This window comes from Ruegeria sp. CDSA221 (assembly GCF_059611825.1).
Genome location: NZ_JBXWPK010000006.1, coordinates 135888 through 162092 on the forward strand (window position 1 = coordinate 135888; position 26205 = coordinate 162092).

The following is a 26205-nucleotide window of genomic DNA, read 5'->3' on the forward strand; positions in this document are numbered from 1 at the left end:
ACGAACAACCTATAGTAGAAATGCATTGAGAGAGATGTTGCGTAAAAACCAAACTGAAACATCAGAAAATGCAAGTTTAGGCCAATTTTACGTTGTTTGAGAGCATCTGATAGGTGACGATGGTCTTGCCCAAGCGAAGGGAAGTCGGCGGCACTAGGGGGTGCCAACGGCTTGTCACAGTCTCTGGAAGCGCTGAGCGGCATGTTAACGAGGGGGTCTTGTTTAGGTTCGGTTGCGGAATATTCGGAATGCCTAGTGTGTTCTGGACGCGCTTTCAGGATCAGTGAAAAGTGGTAGTCCTTAATTGGGTAACCGGCCCGGTCTTCATTGACCGGGCCGTACTCGTTTTAACTGTTGCGATTTTTGGTCCAGATATCCCATGCTTCGGGCGTGTCCAGATCCAGCACGGCATGTTGGCCGGGGAGCACACATAGATGGACCTTGTCCCGATGGTCCCGAACCACTGATTGTGCGCCTTCGTCTCCGGTCAGGCGGCTGATTTGATCAAACAGGAGACGGCTGAAAATCACAGGGTGGCCAGGCTGTCCTGACGCGGTCGACCCGCGCCAGATCAGCTTATCCGGATACGCCTTAGTCGCCTTGATCAGCGTCTGAAGGTCATCCAGAGTGATTTCAGGCAGGTCAGCTAGCAGAACCATGACGGCTTCGGCCTCTGGCCCAACAGCGGACAGAGCCCCTCGTAAGCTGGCATTCATACCTTCCTCCGCATCTGCGATTTCGACCAGATGCAGGTCCAGCCCCTGCAACACGTCGTACCTGGGATGAGGTTTGGACGGCAGGGCAACAATAACCGACGATGCGGCCCGTGCTGTCTGGGCGGAACGGAGCAGCAGCGGGCAGCCATCAATCTCTTGCAGCAGCTTATCTGCGCCTCGCATACGCCGGGATTGTCCGGCGGCCAGAAGGATGATGGGTATTCGCGTCATGCGCCGACAATGCAGACGTATGAAAGCTGTGTCATCCCCTCATACGCGCGCCATCGGCGTCGAATAACGGTTCTGAGATCACGCGTGCCTTGCACAACTGGCCAAGTATTTCGATTTCTACTTCCAGCCCGTCCACAGCGGGGTCTGTTGGCAGAAACCCCATGGCAATGGACTTGCCTGCATAGTGCGAATAGCCACCCGAAGTGCAAAACCCGGCGACCTTTCCGCCCAGCCAAATCGGCTCATACGCGTTGACATCAGCGTCCTCGGCATCGACCTCGAACGCGACCAGCCGACGGGCAGCGCCTGAGGTGCGTTCCGCCTCGGCAGCTGCGCGGCCAATGAAATCGGCGTTCTTAGAGAATGAAATGAACCGATCCAGACCGGTTTCCGCGGCTGTGTAATCAGGCGAGAATTCTCGCATCCAGGAGCCAAAGAACTTGTCCAGACGCAGGCTCATCATCGCGCGCATGCCAAATGGAACGATGCCGTGTTCTTGCCCAGCCTGCCATAATGTCCACCACAACTGCCTTTGTGCCATGGGATCGCAGTAGATCTCGTACCCCAAATCGCCGGTATAGCTGACGCGCTGGACGATACAGTCGGCCATCCCAACGGTCATGCGGCGCAGATCGAGGAACCGAAATCCGCTCAGGTCATCACGGGTGCAGGCCGCCAGAACCTGCGTGGCTTTTGGGCCGGCGATCTGGAACCCGTTCTGCCGATCGCTGATGTTTTCGACAGCTACGCCATCCTGCGCATTTTGCAGGAACCAGCGCATGTGAAACGCCTGAGAGCCGTAGGAGGCGGTTAGGCGGAACTCGGTCTCATAAAGACAGGAAACGGTAAAATCACCGATCAGCTTGCCCTTTGGTGATAGCATCGGGGTTAGCGACACGCGGCCCGGTTTCGGGATTCGGCCCGCCATGATCCGATCCAGCCAATCACGGGCAGCAGGTCCAACAATGCGGTATTTACCAAAATTGTGCACTTCGTTGATGCCAACACTTGATCGCACGGCCCGAACCTCGCGCCCGGTGGCATCGAATGCGTTGGATCGGCGGAACGAGGGCGTTTCATAGCCCGGTTCATCCCCTTGGGCAAAGTAATTGGGCACCTCAAGCCCGTATTGCTGACCCCACACAGCACCAAGATCGGTAAAGATATCATACATCGGCGTTGTGCGGGCTGGGCGGGCTGCCGGCAATTCCTCGTTCGGATAAGAGACGCTGAACCGCTTCTGATAGTTCTCGATGACCTTAGGACGGGTATAGCCCGGGCTGATCCAATCCCCGAACCGCGCCACGTCCATCGCAAAGACGTCGCGCTCTGGCTCACCCTCAATCATCCATTGCGCCAGTGTCAGACCAACGCCGCCGCCCTGGCTGAACCCGGCCATCACGCCGCAGGCCGACCAATAGTTGCGCAACCCCGGAACCGGCCCGACCAGAGGATTGCCGTCCGGTGCAAAGGTAAACGGCCCGTGGATCACCGATTTCACACCAGCCTCGGCCAGAACAGGAAAGCGGCGATAAGCGAATTCAATACTATCGGTGATCTTGTCAAAATCGTTGGGAAGAAGCTCGTGACCGAAATCCCACGGGGTGCCGTCGACAGCCCAGGGCCTGCAGGTTTGTTCATAAAAGCCGATGCACAGACCGCGTCCCTCTTGCCGCAGATAGCTTTCGCCGGCGGGATCCATGACATGGGGATGTTCGCCACCTGCGTCGATAATTGCCTCGATTTGGGGGATCGAGTCGGTGACCAGGTACTGATGTTCCATCGGATGCAGCGGGAAATAGACACCGGCCATGGCGCCAACCTCGCGCGCCCAGAGCCCACCAGCGTTGACCACATGTTCGGCATGAATCGTGCCCTTGTTGGTGACCACATCCCAGGTGCCATCGGCGCGCTGATTTGTTTCGTGCACCATGCAATGGGTTTCGATTGTTGCGCCGCCCATCCGCGCCGCTTTGGCATAGGCATGGGTGGTTCCGGACGGATCAAGATGCCCGTCCAGCGGATCATAGAGCGCGCCGATGATGCCGTCGGTATTGGTGATCGGTGCGATTTTCCTTATCTCTTCAGGGCCCACGATTTCGGTCTCTAACCCCATAAAGCGGTGCTTGGCACGTTCGGCCAGGAGCATGTCAAACCGGTCGCGGTCATCGGCCAACGTTATGCCGCCAACGTGGTGCAGGCCACAGGACATGCCGGTGATCTCTTCCAGCTCTTTATACAGCCGGATCGTATAGCCTTGCAGTGCGGCCATATTGGTGTCGCCGTTCAACGTGTGGAAACCACCCGCCGCGTGCCAGGTCGAGCCACTGGTCAATTCGGACCGCTCCAGCAGCATCACATCCGACCAGCCCAGCTTGGTCAGGTGATAAAGAACCGAACACCCGACAACGCCGCCACCGATTACAGCTACCTGAGTTGTTGTCTTCACGTCACAGTCTCCCCTTGCGATATAGTCAAAGCCTGCAATCGCAGAACCAGGGATACTGTTCCGTTCACGACATAGGCTGTCGCGGCGAGAGGATCAGAGGGGACGGATCTTCAGCTCTGTGATCCTGTTGCCTTCGCGCGCGACGACTTCGAACCTGAACCCGTGGAACGAGAATACCTGACCTGTAATCGGAATCATCTGCGCTTCGTGGATGACCAGACCGGCCACGGTATTGGCCTCTTCGTCGGGCAAAGACCATTCCATCGCGCGGTTTACATCGCGGATCGTCATGGCGCCTTCAACAAGGTACTGGCCGTCTTCGGTTCGCGTTACCGGGACGTCCTCATCAATATCAAACTCATCAGCAATCTCGCCGACGATTTCTTCGAGGATATCTTCAAGCGTGATTAGACCCCTGAGTGAACCATATTCGTCGACCACCAGCGCAAAATGGCTATGCATCCGCAGGAATTCCCGCATCTGATCGTCCAGAGTGGTCGTTTCAGGCACAAAATAAGGGGCGTTCGCTACCTTTGAGACATCGAACTCTTTCAGTCGGTTGTTTTCACGTTCGCTGCTTCCTGCATGAGCATACATAGCGCGGAACAGGTCTTTGGCGTGAACAACCCCAACGATGTTTTCTGGTTCGTCCCTAAAGACAGGCAGGCGTGTATGGGGGCTTTCAAGGCATTGTTTCAGGATCGCCTCGGGAGCGTCATCCGCATCAACCATCTCGATATTCGAACGATGGAGCATGATCTCTTCAACCGCACGTTCACCCAGATCCAAAGCGCCCAGAATGCGGTCACGGTCTTCCTTCTCGACCACGCCTTCGGAATGGCCCAAATGCAGGGCCCCAACGATTTCGTCGCGCACGGCCAGAATGTTGCTATCCGGGTCGATCTGTACACCGAAGAGGCGTAAAACTCCCCGTACCAATAGGCGTACGGCCGAAACGACCGGTGAGAATAGGGTGACAACCACGCTGATGATCGGAGCAACGGCGGATGCCGCTTTTTCCGAATTGGTTATGGCATAAGTCTTGGGCAAAACTTCAGCAAAAATCAGAACCAGCAAGGTCATGACCAGGGTTGCCAACGCTACGCCGCTTTCGCCAAAGAGGCGCGTGAACATCGCTGTGGCCAACGAGGCCGCAAGAATGTTGACCAGATTGTTGCCCAGCAAAACCGATCCGATCAGCCGTTCGTTGTCGTCGGTGATGTCCAGCGCCTTCTGCGCCCCGCGCGACCCTTTGTCCGCCTGCGCCCGCAGCTTGCCGCGTGACGAGGCCGTCAGAGCCGTTTCAGAACCCGAGAAAAACCCCGATAAGAAGAGCAATAGCAATATGGCACCGGACGTAAGCCAGAATGTGCCGTCGATCAGAGAAGTTGAGGGTTCCATCGGTCCTTAGCTGCTTGTGTTTCTGCGTCTGTTATGGGGGCGCGGCTTGACTGGATCAAGGAGTTAGCCCTTTTCAACTGGATCTTTAGCTAATGGGTGATGCTGCAACACCAGTTCAGCCAGCCGTTCTTCCAGGACATGAGTATAGATTTCTGTGGTCGCCACATCCGCGTGACCAAGCAATGTTTGGATCGATCGCAAATCGGCACCGTTGGCAAGAAGATGTGTCGCAAAAGCGTGACGCAAGGTGTGCGGTGTAACCTTTTCGAGCGAGACCCCACCGTGAACCGCCAGTTCCTTGATCAGATGATAGAACATATGCCGAGTCAGATGCCCGGCCTTGCCACGTGAGGGAAAAAGAAATCGGGAACTCTGCCCACCCTTTGTAACACGCTTTTCCTCAGTCTCATCCCGAGCCGCCAACCATGCCGAAAGCGCCTGTCGAGCCGGAGGGGACAGTGGAACCATCCGCTCTTTGCCGCCTTTTCCCAATACCAAGAGCATCCTCGGATCGCCGCGCGCCGATGACACCGGCAACGATACCAGTTCAGTGACACGCATCCCGGTGGCATACAGGATTTCCATCAGGCAGGTATTGCGCAGCTTTTCGATGTTGTTTCGCCCGCTTTCGCGCGCAGCAACCAATAACCGGTCCACCTCGGATACATCCAGAGTTTTCGGCAGCCGCTTTGGCCGTCCTGGGCCTTTGATCTTGATCGCGGGGTTTGTCGAACGCCAGCCTTCCTCGAATGCGAACCGATAAATCTGTTTTATGGCAGACAAACGGCGGGCGCGGGTGGATTGAGCCAATCCCTGTGCGTCGCAACTGATCAGGTAATCCTCAACCTGCTTGGCGTCGGCCTCGGCAAACCCAATTTTCCGGCGCCGCAGCCAGGCCGCAAAATCCTTGAGATCGCGGCCATAGGCAACAAGCGTATTTTGGGCAGCGCCTAACTCGGCGGCCTGTGCTTCCAGAAAGGTCGAAATCCAGATTTCGTCAGAGCCCGGAGACGTCATGATCACTTGCCCTGCAGGATCAGCAGGTTCAGCGCGGCGCGGCGCGCGGTATCTTCTAGACCGACCCGGCGCAGGGTTGCCATGGCTGCTGTCAGGTCGACCAGATTTCCCCGCGATCCATGGGCAAACAGGACCATCGTCTCCAGAAGCGCCTCACCGAGGCGGCCTTCGTCCAGCATGTTGCCAATATCGGTTGGCACCGGCGCCGCCCATGCAAACCCCTCTGCGATGGCATCCGCCAGCGGCGAAGGGGAGGGCGCGCGCCCCGGATCACCCTGAGCCAGCGCAGCCAGAAACTGACTTTCTTCAGAATTGTCCGGAGCCGACAACGCCGCTGTTTCATATAGATCTGACAGCAACAGAATGCGCCACCGCAGATCCTCGGCCGCGGGTTTCTGTAGTTTGACCTGAGAGAGGCGCCCGGCGAAAAGTTCAGCGAATGGCACTTCCAGGCCGACATTGCGCATCTGGTTCCAAACCACCGGCAGAGCTTTGGCGATCTTTGCGGAATTGCCAGAATCCAGTGCTTTTTCGAACCGCTGTATCGACGATACCCGGTCCCATACGGCTCCAGACGCCGCCGGAGACCGTTCTGTATAGAGCCCCAGCAGTTGATTTGGCGTTAGCGCTCCAACGCGGGTCAACCGTTCTGCGGCTTCGACCTGAGCCTTCCAGCCCGCAACATCCCGCAGATCCGCATTTGCGAAGACGCGGGGCAAAGCAGCCGAGGGCAAACGTTCGCCAATAGCTTCGAACAAGCGGAACATCAGGGGCGAGGGGTCGTCCGGTTGCGGCAGATACTCGGCGTCTTCGTACAATTCGGGGCTTAGAAACCTGTCCAGAACCTCCAGCTCTTGTGGTGCCAGAACCTGTAGGGCATGGGCTGCCTCAAGCGTGAGAGCGGCCGAGTCCCAATCCCCACGCCGGGCCTTGCAGAAAATCTGAGCGGCATAGTCCCGTGACAAGTGCGGTTGAGCAATCAGCGCCGTGCAACTGCGATCTTCATCCCCGGTCAGAAGGGTGGCGTCGAACCAGCGTTGAAATCGGTCAAGACTGTTCGTCGGACCTGCCAGCTGTACCAATGATTGCGTGGGGTCTGCAGCGCCAAGATGCATGAGGCGGTCGAGCCGCGCCAAAAGCAAAATCTCTTCCCCTTTACTGGACGTCGGTGCCCGAGCTTCGGTTAAAAGCAACGTGAACAGCAAACGCTGCATTGCAGGGTTGTACTTGACCGGGACGCTTTCGATCAGTTCGGACAAGCGTTGGGGATCGCTGTTCTGCCACATGTCGACAGGCAATCCTGTGACAGTCGAAGCAACCAGGCCCAGGGGTTGTGACAATGCCTGAAGCGGGGTCACAAGAACATCGGGCTGACCGCCGGGCTGCGCCACGGGTGGCTCAAGCAAAACCGTCCCCGGAAGGTTTTCCGGAGGATTGGCCAGCCATTCAATAACAGAAAGGGGTTCCTGCTGCGCCTGCGCTGTTCCTGCAAGAAACAGTGCAACCACCGCCACTTTATTCGACATTCAGTATTACCGGCTCCCTGACCTCGCTTTGCGGCGCAGAGAAATCTGCACCAAAAAACTCACCCAGGTAGACATATCCCACCAGCCCGATGAAACACAGGCAAATCAGATATATCAGGAACTTGATCAGACGGCCCATGGTCAAACGCTGCCTCAATTTTCTCTTTTGACCAAGTTATAACTGGCATTTTTCCTAAGATCACGTCATTCACGATGAAATGAGCGAAATTAAGCATAACACCCATGCGGCATCTGCCGTTTCGGACTATACACTGCACAAAACAGTGGTGCTTGTAGGTATGATGGGGGCCGGAAAGACCGCCGTAGGCCGCGCATTGGCCGCTCGGTTGAGGGTTCCTTTCCTCGATAGCGATGCCGAAATCGAATCAGCGGCCAACATGACCATCCCCGAGATATTCGAGCGTGATGGCGAAGCCTTTTTTCGCAGCAAGGAAAGCCAGGTCATCGGGCGGCTTTTGGTCGAGGAAAAAGGTATCCTTTCTACTGGCGGCGGTGCCTTTATGATTGAACAAAACCGCGACATGATCACTCAACGCGGGGTGTCCGTTTGGTTGCGCGCCGATTTGGGTGTGTTGTGGAACCGCGTTCGCCACAAGGATACGCGCCCGCTTTTGCGCACCGAAAACCCGTTTGCGACCCTCCGTGCATTGTACGAACAGCGTGTTCCGATCTATGAACGCGCCGATCTGGCGGTTTCCTCCGACGGGGATGTCTCGATTGAAGATATGGTAGAGCGTGTCGTCAAAGCTCTGATGACGCGACCTGATGTTTTGGAACGGAAATAGATGCACCAAACCGTACATGTTGAGCTTGGGGATCGGTCCTATGATGTTGAGATCGGCCCCGATCTGCTGACGCAGGCCGGTCAGCGCATAGCGCCTTTGCTACCGCGACCCAAAGTAGCGGTTCTGACCGATGAAAACGTGGCGAGCCTGCATCTTGACGCGTTGCGGGATGGGTTGGCCAGCGCAGGGATCGAAATGTCCGCATTGGCGCTGCCCGCGGGCGAAGCGACCAAAAGCTGGCCGCATTTTGAGCGTGCGGTCGAATGGTTGTTAGCCGAGAAAATCGAGCGGCGTGACGTGGTGGTTGCGCTCGGAGGTGGGGTTATAGGTGATCTCGCCGGATTTGCCGCGGCCGTTTTGCGCCGGGGCGTACGGTTTGTTCAGATACCAACTTCGCTGCTTGCGCAGGTCGACAGTTCGGTCGGCGGCAAAACCGGGATCAACGCACCGCAGGGCAAGAACCTGATCGGCGCGTTCCATCAGCCCTCGCTGGTGCTGGCGGATACTTCGGTTCTGGACACAATGACCGACCGGGATTTCCTGTCCGGCTATGGTGAGGTCGTAAAATACGGGCTGTTGGGGGATGCGGCATTCTTTGAATGGCTCGAGAGCAATGGCCCCGATGTCTCGGGCGGGGATATGGCCGCGCGGGTTCGGGCCGTCACCCGATCCGTTCAGATGAAAGCCGACATCGTCGCTCGTGATGAGACCGAACAGGGGGATCGCGCCCTGCTGAATCTCGGGCATACGTTCTGTCATGCGCTTGAGGCTGCGACCGGGTATTCTGATCGTTTGCTGCATGGAGAAGGCGTTGCGATTGGATGCGCACTGGCATTCGAACTGTCGGCGCGACTTGGTTTATGTTCGCAAGAGGACCCAAGCCGGGTTCGGGCACATCTGCGTGCGATGGGCATGAAAACCGACATTTCCGATATCCACGGGGATTTGCCCGACGCCGAAGCGCTGGTCGAGCTGATGGCGCAGGACAAGAAGGTTATCGATGGCCAGCTGCGTTTCATTCTGGCCCGAGGCATCGGGCAGGCATTTGTCACGTCGGATGTTCCGCGGGATGCGGTTTTGAGTGTCCTCTAGGACGCGCTGGGTTGATCAACGCCCGCGAATGATCATTAACTCGCCAATATTTTCACGGGTAATATAGCCGACCATTTGATCTGACCGCGTGCAGACGGCAACTGCGGGGGCACCCCCGTGGAACTGTTTCAGAACCGCTTCCAACCCGCTGCTCAGGGTCACTGTCGGGATATCCTCAACCATGATTGAACTGGCCAATTCTGACCGGGGAATATCTTTGGCGAGGGCAGCAAACAGCCGGTCGCGCGTGACAAAGCCCTGCAGTTTCCCTGTTGCATCCAACAATGGAAATTCATGCTGAGTGGTGTGAATAACTGCTTGAGCGGCGGTCGCAAGCGTGTCGGTTGGCGATAGGGCGTGAAACTCGGTGATCATGGCGTCGCGGGCCAGAACCTGACGCGCCACTGATCGCATTGCGACGTCCTGGCTTTCTGCATTGGCGGCAACGAATACAAAAACCGCGATCAGAACCAACAACGGATTGCCTGTGCTTAGCCCCAGAAACCCCAATCCTACCGCCACTATCTGACCGGCAAATGCGGCAATGCGCGTGGCTTTGACCCGATCCATCCTCAGGCAGAGCAGTGCGCGAAAAACGCGTCCACCATCCATCGGGAATGCGGGGATGAGATTAAAGGCGGCCAGAAGAAGGTTCACATAGGCGAGGCGGTTCAAAAGCCCGGTCTCGGGTGAATCAATATTGGCGAGTGTTTCAAATGGCATTCCTGCGCCCAAAAAGACGAGGATGATCCAGATGATGACGTTTACCGCAGGACCGGCCAAAGCCACCGATACCTCTTGCATGGGGTTCTCTGGCATCCGTTCCAATCGGGCAAGACCGCCGATCGGCAATAAAGTAATGTCCGGAGTTTTTATGCCATAGCGCCGCGCCATCAGCGCATGACCAAACTCATGCGCGACCACACATGCAAAAAGGGCAAGCACGAAAATCAGGTTCCCGATCGCGGCCTGCATCCCTCCGGTAGAATAGGCAGCGAATCCAACCCATGCCAACAAGAGGAAAAAAGTGACATGGACCTTCAGTTCCGACCCCAATAGTCGGCCGAGCGAGAAGGACCATGTCATGATGTGTCTCCGGTGTGCCTAGAACGGAATCTCGTCGTCGTCTATTCCACCAGATGCGGGTGCCGGGGCGCTGGATTGTCCGCCATAGGGGTCACCATAGCCACCACCTGCCTGGCCGCCACCGTAACCGCCGGATTGACCACCGCCACCGCCGCCGCCTTCTCCACGCGCATCCAGCAAAGTCAGCTCGCCGCGATAGGGGCGCAAAACCACCTCAGTGCTATAGCGGTCCTGACCGGACTGATCCTGCCACTTGCGGGTTTCCAGCTGACCTTCGATATAAACTTTGCTGCCCTTGCGCAGATATTGCTCGGCAATGCGGGCCAATGGTTCTGAAAAAATCGCGACCGAGTGCCATTCTGTCCGCTCGCGGCGTTCGCCGGTGTTGCGGTCTTTCCAGGTCTCGGAAGTGGCGATGCGCAGATTGCAGACCTTGCCACCGTTCTGGAACGACCGTACCTCGGGATCGCGCCCCAGATTTCCTACCAGAATGACCTTGTTGACAGAACCCGCCATGTATTTCCCCGTTCTTAACTGACTTGAGTGCGCCCGAATCTGGCGCTGTGTATTTCTGAGACCCTATACGCCCTGAACCATGGTTGGAACATGGATCATGAGAAATGAACTGGTCGGGAGTTTGCACAGAGAAAATTTACCATGCTTTCATTATTGGCTGAAATACATATACTCACTCGGGTTCGTGACAGTGCGGGACAGGCATTAATGCGTTTCAGATTTGGTTTTTTATCGGTTCTATGCTTTGCGTTAACCTGTGGACTCGCTGCGGCGGATACGCTGTCTACCAAAAGCCGTAAGGACATCTTTCTGAAGCAATCCAAATATTTGGACGGCCGTGCGGCCACCCAGTACCGCGATTCAGATCGGTTGAAGCCTAAGACGCCTCAACCACAATTCAGTAAGCGATATTCCGGCAACTATCGGGGTGAGTACCTGACGATGGCGCGGCAAGCGGCTCGTAAACACGATGTTCCCGAAGAGCTGTTCCTGCGCCTTGTTCAGCAGGAAAGTGGATGGAATCCGCATGCCGTGTCACATAAAGGCGCGTTGGGTCTGGCCCAGTTGATGCCCGGGACCGCGCAATTATTGGGCGTGAACCCGCGCGACCCGAAACAGAATCTTGAAGGTGGGGCCCGGTATCTGTCCTGGCAATACCGCAAGTTCAAATCCTGGCGGCTTGCGCTGGCCGCCTATAATGCCGGACCTCAGGCTGTTGAAAAACACGGTGGCGTACCACCCTACAAGGAAACCCAGAATTACGTGAAGGTGATTTGGGGCGGTTAGGCCGCCCGATGAATTGCCGGATCAACAGGTGATGCGGCTTGGCCAAATCAGCGCGTTCAGTGACAGGCTGCTCGAGGTCGTGTCGCTTAATTAGGGCGCCGGAACCACCTTACCGACGCCCTTGTTGCGTACCCAATCCCATTACTCAGCGGCGATTTTTATGACGGGTTCCATACGTGCCAGGATGTCGTCTGCCAGATGGCATTTGACCTGATGACCGTCTGCCAGGGTTTTCACGGGTGGGACATCTCTTTCGCAAAGACCGTTGGGGACTTCGGATTTCCAGCGACAGCGGGTCTGAAACGGACAGCCAGGAGGCGGGTTCATCGCTGATGGGATGTCGCCTTCCAAGACGATGTGCTGCTTCTCGACCGATGTATCGGCGATGGGGACCGCGCTCAGCAGGGCTTCTGTATAGGGGTGATAGGGCGGCGCAAACACCTGATCAGTGGTGCCCAGCTCGACCACATGGCCCAGATACATCACCATCACCCGGTCGCTGAGATAGCGCACGATCGACAGGTCGTGGCTGATGAACAGCAGTGTGGTTTTGTGCTCGCGTTGGATCTCCATCAGCAGGTCGGTTACCGCCGCCTGCACCGATACATCCAGCGCCGAGACCGGCTCATCCGCCACCACGATCCGCGCATCCCCGGCAAAGGCGCGGGCGATGCCGACACGCTGTTTCTGACCACCCGAAAGCTGTCGCGGCATCCGCTCGGCAAAGGCACGAGGCAGTTTCACCAAGTCCAACAGTTCGAGCATCCGCTTCTTGCGCTCGGCCTCGGACTTACCGACGCCAAAGATTTCCAGAGCGCGGATGATCTGACGGCCCACGGTCATCGAAGGATTCAACGTGTCGAACGGATTCTGGAACACCATCTGAACCTCGCCCACCGTCTTGGCGTCGCGCTCTTCGATGGGCACGTCCTCGATATTGCGGTTGTCCAGCAGGATTTGCCCGTCCGTTGCCGTCTCCAACCCCATAAGAACTTTGGCAAAGGTGGATTTGCCGCAGCCGGATTCGCCCACAATGGCGAGTGTCTCGGATTCATGCGCCTCAAAGCTCAGCGTTTCGTTTGCTTTGACTACTTTCGCTTCGCCGCCGCCAAACAGTGCATTTGCCGCAACCTCATAGTATTTCTTGAGATTTTCCATCTTCAGAACAACGCGGCCAATCTCACCTTTTTCCTTTTGCTCGGCCAGGGTGATGGGCGCGTTCCAGTCGATCTCCTGAAATTTCAGACAGCGGGTATGATGCCGGTCATTGCCTGGCACGGCCTCCATCAGAATGTTCTGCGCGTCACAGCGACCTTCCTCGAAATAGTCGCAGCGTGGGCCAAAGTTGCAGCCCGGAGGGCGCTCATGGGGCAGGGGGAAATTGCCCGGAATGGCCACCAGCGGGCGCGCGTTCTTGTCCGCACCAGGCAGTGGAATCGACCGGAAGAGCGCCTGCGTATAGGGGTGCTGCATTTCGTCGAACACATCCTTGATCGAGCCGCGCTCGACCGCTTCGCCGGAATACATCACGCACAGCCGGTCGCAGGTTTCCAGCACTAGCCCCAGATTGTGGCTGATGAACAGCATAGAGGTGCCGTATTTCTTGCCCAAATCCTTGACCAGCTCGACCACCGCGGCCTCGACGGTCACGTCAAGCGCGGTGGTGGGCTCGTCCAGGATCAGCAACGATGGCTTTGACATCAGCGCCATCGCGATCACGATGCGCTGTTGCTGGCCTCCCGACAGCTGGTGGGGGAAAGAATTCAGCATCCGTTCAGGGTCGGGCAGGCGTACATCGGTGACCACTTCCAGCGCACGGGCATAGGCCTCGTCCTTGCTGACGCCCTCGTGGATCATCGGTACTTCCATCAGCTGCCGACCGATCTTCATCGCGGGGTTCAGGCTGGCCATAGGTTCCTGATAGATCATGGCTATTTCATTGCCGCGAATATCGCGCAGTTCTTCGGCCGTGATCTCGGATAGGTCACGACCCTTGAACTTGATGGATCCGCCAACAACACGCCCGTTCTTGCCCAGATCCTGCATCACGCCCAACGCAACGGTGGATTTTCCGCACCCCGATTCCCCAACCAGCCCCACAGCTTCACCAGGCTGCACGCTGACCGAAAAATCCATCACTGCAGGGATCTCGCGCAACCGCGTGAAAAACGAAATCGACAGCTTGTCGATCTCCAATATCGGGCCCTCATAGGACGCAAGTTTGGTCATCTGTGTTGCTCCTCACCAGATCCCGGGGATCCCCTTCATCTGGCCAAAAATACCTCGGGGGTCCGGGGGCAGGGCCCCCGGCCGCTCATACATCAGTCCTTCAGACTTTCTTCGCGCAGGCCATCAGCCAACAGGTTCAACCCAAGAACCAGTGTCAACAGCGCCAGCGCAGGTGGCAGGGCAGGGTGCAGATAGATCGACAAGAGCTTGCGCCCTTCATTGATCGTCGACCCCCAATCGGGACTTTCGGGTGGTAGCCCGAGGCCAAAGAATCCCAAGGTTCCCAAAAGGATGGTCGTATAGCCAATGCGCAGACAGAAATCGACGATCAGCGGCCCGCGCGCATTGGGCAGGATTTCCCAAAGCATGATGTACCATGGACCTTCACCACGGGTTTGCGCTGCGGCAACATAATCGCGGGTTTTGATGTCCAACGCCAGGCCACGCACGATACGGAATACCGTGGGTGAGTTTACGAAAACCACCGAAACGAACACGACCAGAATGCCGCCGGGGATATTGAACAGGTCCAGATAGGTGGGCAGTCCCCAGATGTTGTAGCTGTTGGTTTCGATGATGTAGCCGTCTGTTGAAATCAGAGACAGATAGAGCCACATCGCGATGCCCAACACTCCGATCAGCAGAGGTGTGCGGAAATTGGGCCGCGTATAGAACCGCGAATTCAGCAGGACGCAAAGAAACAGGATCGGAAAGACGAACAACACGGCTGCCATATAGTTCGGCACACCGGTTGCCACGATCTCGGGCGTGACCAGCAGATAGAACAGCAGGATTACTGGGAAGGCCAGGATCAGGTTTGCCAGGAAGGACAGGAACGTGTCCAGACGTCCGCCATAAAACCCCGCAGGCAGGCCCAGAGTAATCCCGACCATGAAGGCAAATATGGTTGCCATCGGTGCGATCTGCACCACGATCCATGCCCCTTTGACCATCCGGCTGAACACATCGCGGGCCAGATTGTCCCCACCCAGCAGATACCAGGAATATGTTCCGTCCTCGGTGCTGGGCATTGGAGTTCCGGGCAACTTGTTCTTCATACCTGAAACTTGCGCCAGCGGATCATGCGTGACGATCAGGTCCAGCGCACCAAAAATGCCGGTAAATACCCAGAACATCACAAGGCCAAAACCGATCATGCCGATGGGGCTGTCAAACAGTTTACCGTACAGGCCCAGCTTGCGCTTGAAGGCGATCGACATTGCAAACAGGATGATCAGCGACATCCAGACAGGTAAAAACTGCCGAGAGATCGCTCCGATAATCCCGGCGCTTGTCCCCATCAAAATGCCAAGCACCACATATGCCAGACACAGCGCAACGCAGGCGAAAAAGCTGTATCTTAGCGCGATCTGCGTCAGGCCGCGCAGGCCGGTATCTGCATTGATTGTGCCGTCGATATTCACGACGACCGGCGTTTCGGGCAACACGATGCTGCCCAAGATCCAGACGATGATTGATACCCCTAGTGCAACCAGTGCGATCATCAGCAAGGGGTTCAGAATGGCGATAGAGCCGGTCCAGGTAAGTGGTTCCATGTTCTGTCCCTCCTTACGAAATTCGGATGCGTGGGTTGAGGTAGACATAGCCGATATCCGAGATCAGCTGCGTTACTAGCACCACAAAGACCGACACTACCGAAATCGCCAGCAGAAGCTGGATGTCGTTATTGCCTGCTGCTTGAACCAGCGCCCAGCCGAAACCTTTATAGTTAAACAGGGTCTCGACGATCACCACGCCGTTCAGCAGCCAGGGAAACTGCAGCATGATGACTGTGAACGGTGCGATCAGTGCGTTTCGCAGCGCGTGCTTCATGACAATATTCGGGAAGGAAACGCCCTTAAGACGCGCGGTACGGATATACTGCGCCGTCATCACCTCGGTCATCGAGGCGCGGGTCATACGAGCGATATAGCCCATCCCGTAGAGAGCAATAGTCAGTACCGGTAGGAAGAAGTTTTCAAAGGTTGGGTTCTCCATCGCCTGTGTCGCGGTGCCTTTGAACCATTTCAGGCCAACGGCGGACGAAGTGAAGATTGCGATAAAGATCACGCCCGACACATATTCCGGGGTCGCTGTCGTCGTGATGGCGAATGTTGAAAGGGTCCGGTCGGTGGCCGATCCTTCTTTCATACCCGCAAGCACCCCAAGGATCAGCGCCGAAGGGACCATCAGCAACATAACCCAAAGCATCAGCCGACCGGTCAGGGCCAACCGGGTGCCAACAACTTTCGAAACTTCCTCTTTGAAAACAGAGGAGTACCCCCAGTATCCCTGCAGGATGCCGCAGAAACTTGGCGAGCTTTCTGCAGTTTCGCCGGGCAGGATACATCTTCCTTGTACGCTGCCGTCTTCGTTGGTGTGCCGATAGGATGGCAGCACGCCCAACCACTCGCCGTATTTGATCGGCGTCGGCTGCAGATACCCGTTTTTCCGAAGATAGCTTTCAACCTGTTCGTCGGACATACGAAAATTGCCCTGCGTTTTCGCAAGCTTTTCGAGGTTTGGATACAGGTTGGTGAGGAAGAAGACCAAGAATGTCAGGCACAAAGCTGTGATGAGCATGATGCCGACACGCTTTAGAATGAATAGTCCCATATTAGCCCCTGTTGGTGGCCAGTGCAGGTGTCAAAAGCCCCACACTTCGCTGTTTTTTGGTCGCCACGATACGGACGAAAAAGCCGCGCCCAATCGGCGCGGCTTGTATCTGTCGGCTTAGGAAAGAATGCCGAACTTATAGATTTGTGGCAGGTCGGCGATGTGCTTTTCAACCCCAACCATATTGTCCCGGTGGTGACGCATCGCCGTCCGCCAATAGGGTTGGATGGTCACGCCTTCTTCGATCATGATCGCCTGCAGCTTGGCCATGACTTCGCGACGTTTGTCGACATCCGCGATCGAGTTTGCCTCGGCCAGAAGCGCGTCGAACTCGTCATTGGCGAAACCAGCCTCGTTCCAGGCTACGCCCGATTTGTAGGCCAGCGCCAGAACCTGCGTGCCCAGCGGGCGGTGGTTCCAGTTGGTCGACGAGAAGGCGTATTTCGTCCAGTCGTTCCAGAAGGTCGAACCCGGAAGAACCGTATGACGTGCCTTGATGCCGGCATCGTTCAACTGAGCGACCACGGCCGCGGTCGTGTTGCGGCGCCAGTCGTCGTCGATGGACTGAACCTCATGCTCGAAGTCACCCATTCCGGCCTCGTCCATCAGCGCTTTGGCCGCTGCGGGATCAAAGGGCAGGCGGGTCACAGCCGAGTCATATTCCGGGTGCATCGGGCCAACATGGCAGTTGTCGGCAGGAATGCCGTATCCTGACATGCCCAGCTCCAGGCAGACGGCGTTGTCGACGGCCATTGCCAGGGCCTGCCGCACACGTTTGTCGGCGTAGATCTTGTTGCCGTCGGCATCTTCGGCCAGCTGGTTCGGGCGGATGACGATGGTAAAGCCCGATGGGATCTCGGACCGTGTCAGACCGATGCTGTCAAAGATGTCTACGAATTCGCCGACCGACTCCCAGTTCATGTCGATCTCTTCGGCCTCATAAGCAGCCAAGAAGGCCGCAGGGTCGGTGCCGTAGTCGATGAATTCGATCCGATCGATATAGCCACCCTTGCCCGCAGCATATCCCCACCAGTCGTGCTCTTCATTGCGGACCAGTACACCCTTTACGCCCACTTCGTGGCTTTCAGGGATCATGAAGCCAGTGCCAATCGGATTGGCCAGCATATTGTTGGGATCGTGGCTGCTGTGCACGATGGCTGCCGGATAGTCGGCCATACCTGGAATGATCGTGATATCGGGCGTGTTGCAGGTCAGCTTGACCGTGTGATCATCGACCACAGTGATTGCACCTTTACCCGCTTTCTGGGTTGCCTCGTCAACCAGGGATGACATGCGCGATGCCATCGAGTTCCCCTCGACTGCCGCGTCACACCACATTTCGATGTTGCGGGCGACATCCGCTGCGGTGAAGTCATCACCATTGTTCCACTTGACGCCTTTGCGAACGTTCAGCGTGTGCTCAGTCGCGTCATCGTTGGATTCCCAGCTTTCCAGTAACATCGGCTTGAACGAACCGTCATTGTTGTATTCGACCAGATATTCCAGCCAGCCAGCCGTGAAGGTCGCAATTTGCGTCCAGTCATAAGTACGTGGATCTTTCAGGCCGCGCACTTCCATCTGATAGCGGATAGTTCCACCGCGCGGTGGCTCTTGTGCTTGTGCCGGAGACGCCAGGCCGATCATTCCATAGGCGGCGGGGACGGTAACCCCCAATGCCGTCACGCGCGCCAAAAACTCGCGGCGGCTTAGTTGCCCGTCGCGGTACTCTTGCGCGTGCATTTCCGCGGCACGATGGATCGGCGCTCCGGTAATGGTTTGGTGTTTCATTAATGTCTCTCCCTGTGACATCGATTTTGATGAAGTAGCTCTGAACCGCTCAGACCAGTTGGTGCCAGGCAGCAGGTTCGTGTGTTCTTTTTTGGATAAGCAGCATCCCCATGGCGTCATTCGGCACCAGATTTCCCATGAGGTCAATGTCGGAAATCGTCATCAACTGCACAAAAGCGACATGCTGGGGCCGAAGTTTCCGTCATCGCGGATGCTTAATCTGTGCTCGAGGTAATTCGAATAAGTGACCGCCAATCAGATTCGATCACTTCGAATCTGCGGTTGGTGTCCTGAAAATGGGTTTGTAACTACGTTAAGTATCACTTTGATAAGTCAACGCGAATCCAGTTTTTCATGCGTGCGCGAAACCACGTGCGCTGACGTTTGGCAAATTGACGGGTCGAGATTGTGGCACGCTCGCGCGCGTCATCCAGTGTGATACGGCCTTCAAGATAGGCTACCAACTCGGGAACGCCGATGGCCTTGAAAGACGGCAGCGAGGCGTCATACCGGTTTCGCATCGCCTCAACTTCTTCCAAAGCACCACTTTCCAGCATCAGGTCAAACCGGCGCCTGATCCGATCCAATAGCCATTCTTTGTCGACATCAAACACAATGGGCACGGCGTCTTGCGGGTTCAGAACCGGAGGAGGGGTGTCGGCTTGCCAGTCCCGCAAGCTGCGCCCGGTGGCTTGCTGAACTTCCCACGCACGTTGAACGCGGGCGCGATTCCGGGTGTCAATCCCGGCCAGGGTTTTGGCATCGACCCCATCAATCAGTGTAGCTAGGTCCAGTTGATCCGCGGCAGCCCGAACTTTGGTCGGAGTCGCCGGGATATCGGCCATACCTTCGGTCAGGGCAGAAAAATACAAACCTGTACCGCCCACAATGATGGGGCGCTTTCCGCCGGACAGCAATGGCTTGACCTCGCGCAACCAGTGGCCAGTCGAATAGTTCTGATCATAAGGCACATGACCATAAAGCAGATGCGGCGCGCGGGCTTCTTCCTCGGCGGAGGGACGCGCCGAGATCACGCGCCAGCAATCATAAACCTGGCTTGCGTCTGCATTGACGATCACGCCGCCGAACGTTTCGGCGATCTTCAGCGCCAATGCTGATTTCCCCGATGCGGTGGGCCCGGCGATCAAGACGGGTTTGTCGTCAGGAATAGGGGGAAGGCGGTCCCAAAACTGCGTCATCTTGGCATTGGCCATTCAGGTTGCCTCATTCCTCATCATCCGCATTGAACCCGCGGAGCTTTTGCTTCATTTTGCGCCGGAATTAAACCCGTGCCAGCCCGGAGCGCAACATGACCCTTTCCCCCACAACCGACACTGTCGATACAACCAAGGCGAAATACAGCCGAGTGATGCTGAAGATTTCGGGCGAGGCGCTGATGGGAGATCAGGGTTTTGGCCTGCATCCGCCCACCGTTCAGCGCATCGCGCAAGAGGTAAAGTCAGTTCACGATCTAGGGGTCGAGATTTGTATGGTCATCGGTGGTGGCAACATCTTTCGCGGTCTCAGCGGTTCAGCTCAGGGGATGGAACGGACGACGGCGGATTACATGGGTATGCTGGCTACGGTCATGAATGCGCTTGGCATGCAATCGGCGCTTGAGGAGGTTGGCGTGTTTACTCGTGTGATCTCGGCCATTCGTATGGATGAGGTTTGCGAGCCTTACATCCGCCGCCGCGCTGTGCGGCATCTGGAAAAGAAACGGGTCTGCATCTTTGCCGCTGGAACAGGGAATCCGTATTTCACCACAGATACCGCAGCGACACTGCGCGCCAATGAGATGGCTTGCGAGGCGATCTTTATGGGTAAGAACGGCGTGGACGGTGTCTATGACAAAGACCCCAAAGAACATTCGGACGCGGTGCGTTATGACTCGGTCAGCTACGATGATGTGTTGGCAAAGCGGCTGAAAGTCATGGATGCATCGGCCATTGCGCTAGCGCGCGACAATAACCTGCCTCTGATCGTATTCGGATTGGATGAGCCGGGCGGTTTCCGCGGTATCTTGGCCGGTGAGGGAACCTACACAAAAGTTCAGGGCTGACACCCGAACGGTACTCATTTTCAAGGCCGGGCATAATTGCCCGGCTTTTTCTTTGGTTCAGGGCACAGTGTTCTTGACGATGGCAAAAGCTGTGGGCAATTTGTCGGCGTACTTGCGCGGCAAAGGCGCAGGTTCTGCGGGCACCTGAACGTGTCGGCTGGGCTGGAAGACCTGCCATGATTTCTGAGGGTTCCGAAATCATGCTCGGGCACCTCTTGGATAGGCAAGCATGATCAAGGAGGCACGTGCCATGAGCACTCTGGATATCAATTTTGTTCGGTCGCAGTTCCCGGCTTTTTCCGAACCCAGCCTGCAGGGACAGGCATTTTTCGAAAATGCTGGTGGATCATATACTTGCAAGCCGGTGCTTGATCGTTTGACGCGCTATTACACCCAGCGCAAGGTACAGCCCTATGCCCCTTATGATGCCAGCCGTCTGGCCGGAGAGGAAATGGACGAGGCCCGCGCCCGAATGGCTGCGATCATGGGTGTGGATGCAGATGAACTGAGCTTTGGCCCGTCGACCACGCAGAACACCTATGTTCTGGCGCAAGCATTCCGACAGTGGATGCAGCCGGGTGATGCGATTGTCGTGACAAATCAAGATCATGAGGCCAATTCGGGGCCTTGGCGCCGTCTTGCTGATGAAGGCATAGAGGTTCGCGAATGGCAGATAGACCCCGAATCCGGGTCTCTGAACCCGCAGGATCTTGAGGACATTCTGGACGAAAAGGTGCGTCTGGTCTGTTTTCCGCATTGTTCGAACGTGGTCGGGGAAATCAATCCGGTTACCGAGATAACTGCGATTGCACATGCGGCAGGCGCGTTTGTCTGCGTCGACGGTGTCTCTTACGCGCCGCATGGATTTCCGAATGTCGGTGATCTGGGTCCGGATATCTATCTGTTTTCGGCGTATAAAACCTATGGCCCTCATCAGGGATGCATGGTGATCCGCCGGGCATTGGGTGAGCTGTTGCCCAATCAGGGGCACTATTTCAACGGCGATGTTCTTTATCAACGCTTTACCCCTGCAGGGCCGGATCACGCACAGATCGCCGCCAGTGCGGGGATGGCGGATTACGTCGATCTTTTATGCGAACATCATGACGGACCCGGAACTGGTGCTGCAGCGCGGGGGGCGTTTGTCCACGACCTGATGCGCGGGCACGAAATCGCCCTGCTACAACCGGTTCTGGATGCGGTTAAAGATCGCAATGCAGTCCGTCTGATCGGAACCTCTGATGCCTCGCGGCGTGCGCCAACGGTCGCGCTGGCGCTGAACCGAAATGCTGAATCTGTTGCTGCCAGTCTTGCATCGCATGGGGTTATGGCCGGTGGCGGAGATTTCTATGCCGTGCGTCCTTTACAGGCCTTGGGTGTGGATCTGGATCAAGGTGTTTTGCGAGTCAGCTTTACGCATTACACATCGAAACGGGAAATTGATCAGCTTTTGAATGCGTTGGACGCTGTTTTGTGATCCAGTTCTGACACTGCTGCGTAGAAAGGTAAACAATACGGAGCAGTCATGGGACCCAAGAGCCCGCCGATAATTATGTGGTTCCGACAGGATTTGCGACTGTCGGACCATCCTGCACTCAGCGCTGCTTCGGCAACGGGGCGGCCAATCATTCCGGTCTATATTTTCGACGATCTCGGGCAGGCCTTGGGTGCGGCTCCTAAATGGCGCCTCGGCAAGGGCCTTGAGGTGTTTGACCGCGCGTTGGCGCAGTTGGGAAGCCGTCTGATCTTGCGGCGCGGGGATGCGTTGGAGGTTATGCAAAACCTGATCAAGGAAACCGGATCCACCGAGGTCTATTGGTCTCGGGCTTACGATCCGGACACGATTGCCCGAGATACAAGGATCAAGACGGCTCTGACCAAACTGGGCGTACAGCCCAAATCGTTTTCCGGGCACCTGCTTTTTGAGCCCTGGACCGTCCAGACCAAGACCGGAACGCCTTTTCGCGTGTTTACACCAATGTGGCGATCGGTACAGAGACGCGAGGTTCCATTTCCACATGCGCGACCCGCCGCGCTGGCCCCGCCGAAGGAATGGCCGCATACAGATACTCTGGAGTCGTGGGGATTGGCCGCGGGAATGAACCGCGGGGCATCAGTTTGCGCCCGCTATGTACAGCCAGGGGAAGACGCAGCGTTCAAAACGCTCCATCGGTTCTTGGAACGGCTTTCGGGGTATCCCGAAGCCCGGGATCAACTGGCCGAGGATGGAACGTCGGGCATTTCCGAATATTTATCGCTGGGTGAGATTGGACCGCGTAGCGTCTGGCACGCCCTCCAGGGCGCAGAGATGTTCGGCATGTCCGGTACCCAAGCCTATTTGCGACAGTTGGTTTGGCGTGAATTTGCCTATCATTTGATGTTCCATACGCCTCATTTGTTAAGCAACAACTGGAAACCGGAATGGGATCAGTTCCCTTGGGGCCAAAACGCCTCTAGCCCCGAGATCATTGCTTGGAAGCAGGCAAGGACAGGCATTCCCGTGGTCGATGCTGGGTTGCGACAGATGTACGTCACAGGTCGCATGCACAATCGCGCACGGATGATTGTCGCCAGTTATTTGACCAAACATCTGATGGCGCACTGGAAAATCGGTATGGGCTGGTTTTCCGATTGCCTGACCGATTGGGATCCGGCCTCAAATGCGATGGGTTGGCAATGGGTTGCTGGGTCCGGCCCAGATGCGTCCCCGTTTTTCCGTATTTTTAACCCCGAGGCGCAGCAAAAAAAATATGATCCCTATTGCGACTATGTGCGGAAATGGGTGGCCGAAGGACAGTCAAACCCGCCCTCGAGCGCACTTGATTATTTTGAAGCCATTCCCTGCAAGTGGGGTCTTGATCCGTCCGCGCCATACCCAAACCCTGTTGTGGGTTTGGCCGAAGGGCGCGCGCGCGCCTTGTCGGCCTACGAGGGCCGAAAAAGCCGGTAAAGAACTGAAAACTTGCCAGAAACACAAACTCGTTTTAGCCTTCTACAACAACCGCACAGGGGAGAGCGGATGGTTCTAACTACAATCGAAGGGCAGACAGACCTGCCAAGATATTTTGCACATGTTCTGAATATGCTGAACCAGATGGAGCGGGGGCAGCTTGATATTGCCTTGCCAGACGGTCGTGTATTTCGAACCGAAGGCAAACGCCCTGGGCCTGTCGCACGGGTCGATATTCACAATCCGGACGTATTTGCACGACTTATCCGGGAGGGTGAGCTGGGGTTTTCAGACGGATATCTGGAAGGCGATTGGAGCACACCAGATCTGCGTGCCTTCATGGATCTAGTGCATCTGGGTACCGAGACCGTGTACGACGATTTCACCGGGAAATTTCTGGTACAGGCCTATGAACGCCTGCGCTTTTGGTTGCATCGAAACAACCGTCGACAGGCTAAAAAGAATATCTCTTATCATTACGATTTAGGTAATGAATTCTATGGGTTATGGCTAGATGATACCATGACCTATTCCAGTGCCTTGTTCGAAACCGGACAGGAAAGCTTGGAAAAGGCACAAACCGCTAAATACGCCAGTCTGGTTGATGAAATGGGTGCCAAACCCGGTGACCATATTCTGGAAATTGGCTGCGGATGGGGTGGTTTCGCCGAATATGCAGCAAAAGAGCGTGGCCTGCGGGTCACAGGCTTGACGATCAGCAAGGAACAGTTGAGCTTTGCCCGTCAACGCATTGAAAAAGAAGGACTTACAGATTTAGTTGATCTGAAGCTGCAGGATTATCGTGACGAACGGGGCCAATATGACGGGATCGCCTCTATTGAGATGTTCGAGGCGGTTGGTCAGAAATATTGGCCGGTCTATTTCGACACTATCCGTGATCGCTTAAAACCTGGCGCACAGGCAACCTTGCAAATCATTACCGTCGGCGATCATCGCTGGGATGTGTATAAGAATGGTGTTGATTTCATTCAGAAATATATCTTTCCGGGGGGGATGCTTCCGGCTCCGACAATTCTGCAGGAGCAGGTGGAGAATGCGGGTCTGACCGTGGTGAAGTCAAAAGAATTCGGCAAAAGCTATGATCTGACACTGCGCCGCTGGTACGAGACGTTCAATGACAAATGGGACGAGATTTCGGGAATGGGGTTTGATGAGCGTTTTCGCCGCATGTGGAATTATTATTTGACCGCTTGCGGCGCGGCCTTTGACACCGGCAACTGTGATGTGACACAGATCACCATAGCGAAACCTACTTAGTAAACGGACCTTTAGAATGCCCAGCGCCTCACGTCTTGTCGCAGCCCTTTGTCTGGCGGTGGTGGCATTTCTGGTTTCCAGCATGATCATAGCAAATGGTGAAGAAGGCAAAAGCTATGGCTACTTCACTGTCGTCAACATGGCCCTTGGGGTCGCGTGTGGTTGGAAAATCATGGGTAAACGGACCGGCAAGGGGTGGACCGCTGCCGTCAATAACGGACTGACAGGCATTGCTTCGCTGGTGTTTTGGGGTCTTTTCGTTCAGGGCACCTATGAGATGTTCCGCTTGGCCATGCGCCACCGCTATGACGGCCCGTTCGAGGCCCTTATGGCGATATTCAAGATTGGCGTTGGATATGGCGAGCAGTTGTTAGCTCCGGAAATTCTGTGGACTTTGGCTATTGGCGCTCTTATCGCCGGTTTGGCGACGGAAGAAGCAAGCCGCCGCTGGCGCTAGCACCCAAACACCAAAGCGAGATACCCTTGTGAACGATCTGTTTTTCTATGGCACGCTTCGGCATCTGCCACTGCTGCAACTGGTGCTTGGCCGTTCGCTGTCATGCCTGACTTTGTCAGAGGCCAAGCTGAAGGATCACGCGGTTTACGGCGTGCGCGACGAGGCATTTCCGATGATCAAGCCAGAACGTGGGGCCGTTGCGGATGGCCTTCTGGTTCAGGGCCTCGAACCCGAGGATTTCAAGCGACTGATTTTCTATGAAGGGGGGTTTGATTATGATCTGCAGCGGCAGCCCGTTGAACTGCCCGATGGCTCTGTTGTCGAAGTCAGCGTGTTCTTTCCCGAGCCTGACCTGTGGTCGCCCGATGAGCTATGGTCCTTGCAGGACTGGGCAGACGCGTGGGGGGATCTGACCCTAACCGCCGCGCAAGAGGTCATGGGCTATTACGGCAAGGCCGATGCCGTCAAGATCGCGCGCAGTTTTCCGTCGATCCGAACCCGCGCCTGGGCCAAGCTGGGTGCACGCAAACGCGGAACCGGTGACGCGCGTGATCCGAAGAAGGATGTGATCGTACACGAGCATACCCATGCCTATATTGACTATTTCGGCATGCAGGAGGTTCAGCTTCAACACCGAAGGAATGACGGCACGATGGGGTCGGTGCTGAACCGCAATGGATTGATGCAGGGCAGTGCTGTGGTGGTTCTGCCATATGATCCGGGGCGTGATGCGGTGCTTTTGGTTGAACAATTTAGGACGCCGGTTTTCCTGATCGAAGACCCCGAGCCGTGGATGTGGGAACCCGTTGCAGGCATGATTGACCCCGGTGAAACGCCGCAACAGGCTGCGCGGCGTGAGGCGATGGAAGAAGCCCAGATCAACCTCAAGTCGCTTGAATTTGCCGGAGAGGCCTATTCGTCCAGCGGATCGTCCACCGAATACGTCTATCTTTACGTAGGGTTGGCCGATCTTGAGAAAACGATAGACGATGGCGGGCTTGCCTCGGAAGGTGAGGATATCCGCACCAAAATCATTCCCTTTGCTCAGTTCATGGATCAAGTCGACGGGCATGGGTTCAAGGATTTGCCGCTATTGTCACTGGCGCATTGGCTGGCTCGGCACAGAGACAGGCTGCGTGGGGCGTGATCGCGGCTTGTGGTTGTTGCGCAGCATCTGTAAATCTTCGTTGATACGTAAA

At 56.2% G+C, this 26205-nt stretch carries 22 protein-coding genes; 9 read left to right on the forward strand and 13 right to left on the reverse strand.

The window, feature by feature from the left end; genetic code table 11:
* Positions 1 to 347 precede the first annotated feature (347 nt).
* From AC2FJ5_RS11610 to AC2FJ5_RS11635, 6 genes are all read right to left on the reverse strand, one after another.
* Positions 348 to 947 carry a nucleotidyltransferase family protein gene (locus AC2FJ5_RS11610; RefSeq protein WP_496700819.1) on the reverse strand — a complete coding sequence of 200 codons (600 nt, stop codon included), beginning with the start codon at positions 945 to 947 and terminating at the stop codon, positions 348 to 350.
* A gap of 31 nt (positions 948 to 978) precedes the next feature.
* Complete coding sequence (locus AC2FJ5_RS11615) at positions 979 to 3396, reverse strand: GcvT family protein (RefSeq protein ID WP_496793441.1); 2418 nt, start codon at positions 3394 to 3396, stop codon at positions 979 to 981.
* A gap of 93 nt (positions 3397 to 3489) precedes the next feature.
* Entirely contained in the window at positions 3490 to 4797 is a 1308-nt protein-coding gene (locus AC2FJ5_RS11620; protein WP_142634257.1) for an HlyC/CorC family transporter, read from the reverse strand.
* A 63-nt stretch (positions 4798 to 4860) separates the two neighbouring features.
* The gene (locus tag AC2FJ5_RS11625; RefSeq protein WP_496793442.1) at positions 4861 to 5814 is read right to left on the reverse strand and encodes a site-specific tyrosine recombinase XerD; all 954 of its coding nucleotides are present in this window, start codon (positions 5812 to 5814) and stop codon (positions 4861 to 4863) included.
* Positions 5815 to 5816: 2 nt separating this feature from the next.
* On the reverse strand, positions 5817 to 7340 hold the full coding sequence (locus AC2FJ5_RS11630) for a hypothetical protein (RefSeq protein ID WP_496785274.1): 1524 nt from the start codon (positions 7338 to 7340) through the stop codon (positions 5817 to 5819).
* Positions 7330 to 7479 carry a hypothetical protein gene (locus AC2FJ5_RS11635; RefSeq protein WP_185956616.1) on the reverse strand — a complete coding sequence of 50 codons (150 nt, stop codon included), beginning with the start codon at positions 7477 to 7479 and terminating at the stop codon, positions 7330 to 7332. Before AC2FJ5_RS11635 ends, AC2FJ5_RS11630 begins: the two co-directional genes overlap by 11 nt.
* Positions 7480 to 7558: 79 nt before the next feature.
* Here AC2FJ5_RS11635 and AC2FJ5_RS11640 point away from each other — a divergent pair, with 79 nt between their 5' ends.
* A complete protein-coding gene (locus AC2FJ5_RS11640; RefSeq protein WP_496793444.1) occupies positions 7559 to 8146 on the forward strand; it encodes a shikimate kinase in 588 nt (195 codons plus the stop codon).
* Positions 8147 to 9238, forward strand: a complete 1092-nt coding sequence (gene aroB / locus AC2FJ5_RS11645; RefSeq protein WP_496793445.1) for a 3-dehydroquinate synthase — start codon at positions 8147 to 8149, stop codon at positions 9236 to 9238.
* 15 nt (positions 9239 to 9253) lie between these two features.
* Here aroB and AC2FJ5_RS11650 read toward each other — a convergent pair whose 3' ends face one another.
* Positions 9254 to 10324, reverse strand: coding sequence for a site-2 protease family protein (locus AC2FJ5_RS11650; protein ID WP_496695193.1), 1071 nt, complete (start codon positions 10322 to 10324; stop codon positions 9254 to 9256).
* A gap of 18 nt (positions 10325 to 10342) precedes the next feature.
* Positions 10343 to 10840, reverse strand: a complete 498-nt coding sequence (gene ssb, locus AC2FJ5_RS11655; protein WP_142634245.1) for a single-stranded DNA-binding protein — start codon at positions 10838 to 10840, stop codon at positions 10343 to 10345.
* A 207-nt stretch (positions 10841 to 11047) separates the two neighbouring features.
* On the opposite strand from ssb, the gene AC2FJ5_RS11660 reads away from it, so the two are divergent.
* Positions 11048 to 11626: a lytic transglycosylase domain-containing protein gene (locus AC2FJ5_RS11660; RefSeq protein WP_271946701.1), complete on the forward strand. Its 579-nt coding sequence runs from the start codon at positions 11048 to 11050 to the stop codon at positions 11624 to 11626.
* A gap of 141 nt (positions 11627 to 11767) precedes the next feature.
* Here AC2FJ5_RS11660 and AC2FJ5_RS11665 read toward each other — a convergent pair whose 3' ends face one another.
* From AC2FJ5_RS11665 to miaA, 5 genes are all read right to left on the reverse strand, one after another.
* Positions 11768 to 13855: a dipeptide ABC transporter ATP-binding protein gene (locus tag AC2FJ5_RS11665; RefSeq protein WP_496793446.1), complete on the reverse strand. Its 2088-nt coding sequence runs from the start codon at positions 13853 to 13855 to the stop codon at positions 11768 to 11770.
* A 92-nt stretch (positions 13856 to 13947) separates the two neighbouring features.
* Positions 13948 to 15411 (reverse strand): ABC transporter permease, encoded by a 1464-nt coding sequence (locus tag AC2FJ5_RS11670; protein ID WP_142634239.1) that lies wholly within the window; start codon positions 15409 to 15411, stop codon positions 13948 to 13950.
* A gap of 13 nt (positions 15412 to 15424) precedes the next feature.
* The gene (locus AC2FJ5_RS11675; RefSeq protein WP_496687738.1) at positions 15425 to 16471 is read right to left on the reverse strand and encodes an ABC transporter permease; all 1047 of its coding nucleotides are present in this window, start codon (positions 16469 to 16471) and stop codon (positions 15425 to 15427) included.
* A gap of 117 nt (positions 16472 to 16588) precedes the next feature.
* Positions 16589 to 18259 (reverse strand): ABC transporter substrate-binding protein, encoded by a 1671-nt coding sequence (locus AC2FJ5_RS11680; RefSeq protein WP_496793448.1) that lies wholly within the window; start codon positions 18257 to 18259, stop codon positions 16589 to 16591.
* Positions 18260 to 18579: 320 nt separating this feature from the next.
* Positions 18580 to 19473 carry a tRNA (adenosine(37)-N6)-dimethylallyltransferase MiaA gene (gene miaA / locus AC2FJ5_RS11685; protein WP_496793449.1) on the reverse strand — a complete coding sequence of 298 codons (894 nt, stop codon included), beginning with the start codon at positions 19471 to 19473 and terminating at the stop codon, positions 18580 to 18582.
* 95 nt (positions 19474 to 19568) lie between these two features.
* Between miaA and pyrH the strand changes: the two genes are divergently transcribed.
* The 6 genes from pyrH to AC2FJ5_RS11715 all read left to right on the forward strand — a co-directional run bounded on the left by pyrH (position 19569) and on the right by AC2FJ5_RS11715 (position 26153).
* Positions 19569 to 20321 carry a UMP kinase gene (gene pyrH / locus AC2FJ5_RS11690; RefSeq protein WP_142634233.1) on the forward strand — a complete coding sequence of 251 codons (753 nt, stop codon included), beginning with the start codon at positions 19569 to 19571 and terminating at the stop codon, positions 20319 to 20321.
* A 250-nt stretch (positions 20322 to 20571) separates the two neighbouring features.
* Positions 20572 to 21798, forward strand: coding sequence for an aminotransferase class V-fold PLP-dependent enzyme (locus AC2FJ5_RS11695; RefSeq protein ID WP_496793450.1), 1227 nt, complete (start codon positions 20572 to 20574; stop codon positions 21796 to 21798).
* A gap of 48 nt (positions 21799 to 21846) precedes the next feature.
* Complete coding sequence (locus AC2FJ5_RS11700; protein WP_496793451.1) at positions 21847 to 23271, forward strand: cryptochrome/photolyase family protein; 1425 nt, start codon at positions 21847 to 21849, stop codon at positions 23269 to 23271.
* Between the two features lie 69 nt (positions 23272 to 23340).
* The gene (locus tag AC2FJ5_RS11705) at positions 23341 to 24549 is read left to right on the forward strand and encodes an SAM-dependent methyltransferase (protein ID WP_271946718.1); all 1209 of its coding nucleotides are present in this window, start codon (positions 23341 to 23343) and stop codon (positions 24547 to 24549) included.
* Between the two features lie 16 nt (positions 24550 to 24565).
* Positions 24566 to 25006: a TrgA family protein gene (locus tag AC2FJ5_RS11710; protein ID WP_142634225.1), complete on the forward strand. Its 441-nt coding sequence runs from the start codon at positions 24566 to 24568 to the stop codon at positions 25004 to 25006.
* A 28-nt stretch (positions 25007 to 25034) separates the two neighbouring features.
* Positions 25035 to 26153 carry an NUDIX domain-containing protein gene (locus AC2FJ5_RS11715; protein WP_496793453.1) on the forward strand — a complete coding sequence of 373 codons (1119 nt, stop codon included), beginning with the start codon at positions 25035 to 25037 and terminating at the stop codon, positions 26151 to 26153.
* The last annotated feature ends 52 nt before the right edge of the window (positions 26154 to 26205 follow it).

Bases quoted from the DNA above. Each gene is read 5' to 3' on its own strand.
- AC2FJ5_RS11680 (WP_496793448.1), bottom strand. From the start codon at position 18,259: ATGAAACACCAAACCATTACCGGAGCGCCGATCCATCGTGCCGCGGAA.
- AC2FJ5_RS11670 (WP_142634239.1), bottom strand. From the start codon at position 15,411: ATGGAACCACTTACCTGGACCGGCTCTATCGCCATTCTGAACCCCTTG.
- aroB (WP_496793445.1), top strand. From the start codon at position 8,147: ATGCACCAAACCGTACATGTTGAGCTTGGGGATCGGTCCTATGATGTT.
- AC2FJ5_RS11620 (WP_142634257.1), bottom strand. From the start codon at position 4,797: ATGGAACCCTCAACTTCTCTGATCGACGGCACATTCTGGCTTACGTCC.
- AC2FJ5_RS11710 (WP_142634225.1), top strand. From the start codon at position 24,566: ATGCCCAGCGCCTCACGTCTTGTCGCAGCCCTTTGTCTGGCGGTGGTG.
- AC2FJ5_RS11700 (WP_496793451.1), top strand. From the start codon at position 21,847: ATGGGACCCAAGAGCCCGCCGATAATTATGTGGTTCCGACAGGATTTG.
- AC2FJ5_RS11650 (WP_496695193.1), bottom strand. From the start codon at position 10,324: ATGACATGGTCCTTCTCGCTCGGCCGACTATTGGGGTCGGAACTGAAG.
- AC2FJ5_RS11695 (WP_496793450.1), top strand. From the start codon at position 20,572: ATGAGCACTCTGGATATCAATTTTGTTCGGTCGCAGTTCCCGGCTTTT.
- AC2FJ5_RS11610 (WP_496700819.1), bottom strand. From the start codon at position 947: ATGACGCGAATACCCATCATCCTTCTGGCCGCCGGACAATCCCGGCGT.
- pyrH (WP_142634233.1), top strand. From the start codon at position 19,569: ATGACCCTTTCCCCCACAACCGACACTGTCGATACAACCAAGGCGAAA.
- miaA (WP_496793449.1), bottom strand. From the start codon at position 19,473: ATGGCCAATGCCAAGATGACGCAGTTTTGGGACCGCCTTCCCCCTATT.
- AC2FJ5_RS11635 (WP_185956616.1), bottom strand. From the start codon at position 7,479: ATGGGCCGTCTGATCAAGTTCCTGATATATCTGATTTGCCTGTGTTTC.
- ssb (WP_142634245.1), bottom strand. From the start codon at position 10,840: ATGGCGGGTTCTGTCAACAAGGTCATTCTGGTAGGAAATCTGGGGCGC.
- AC2FJ5_RS11640 (WP_496793444.1), top strand. From the start codon at position 7,559: ATGAGCGAAATTAAGCATAACACCCATGCGGCATCTGCCGTTTCGGAC.
- AC2FJ5_RS11705 (WP_271946718.1), top strand. From the start codon at position 23,341: ATGGTTCTAACTACAATCGAAGGGCAGACAGACCTGCCAAGATATTTT.
- AC2FJ5_RS11660 (WP_271946701.1), top strand. From the start codon at position 11,048: ATGCGTTTCAGATTTGGTTTTTTATCGGTTCTATGCTTTGCGTTAACC.
- AC2FJ5_RS11675 (WP_496687738.1), bottom strand. From the start codon at position 16,471: ATGGGACTATTCATTCTAAAGCGTGTCGGCATCATGCTCATCACAGCT.
- AC2FJ5_RS11625 (WP_496793442.1), bottom strand. From the start codon at position 5,814: ATGACGTCTCCGGGCTCTGACGAAATCTGGATTTCGACCTTTCTGGAA.
- AC2FJ5_RS11665 (WP_496793446.1), bottom strand. From the start codon at position 13,855: ATGACCAAACTTGCGTCCTATGAGGGCCCGATATTGGAGATCGACAAG.
- AC2FJ5_RS11630 (WP_496785274.1), bottom strand. From the start codon at position 7,340: ATGTCGAATAAAGTGGCGGTGGTTGCACTGTTTCTTGCAGGAACAGCG.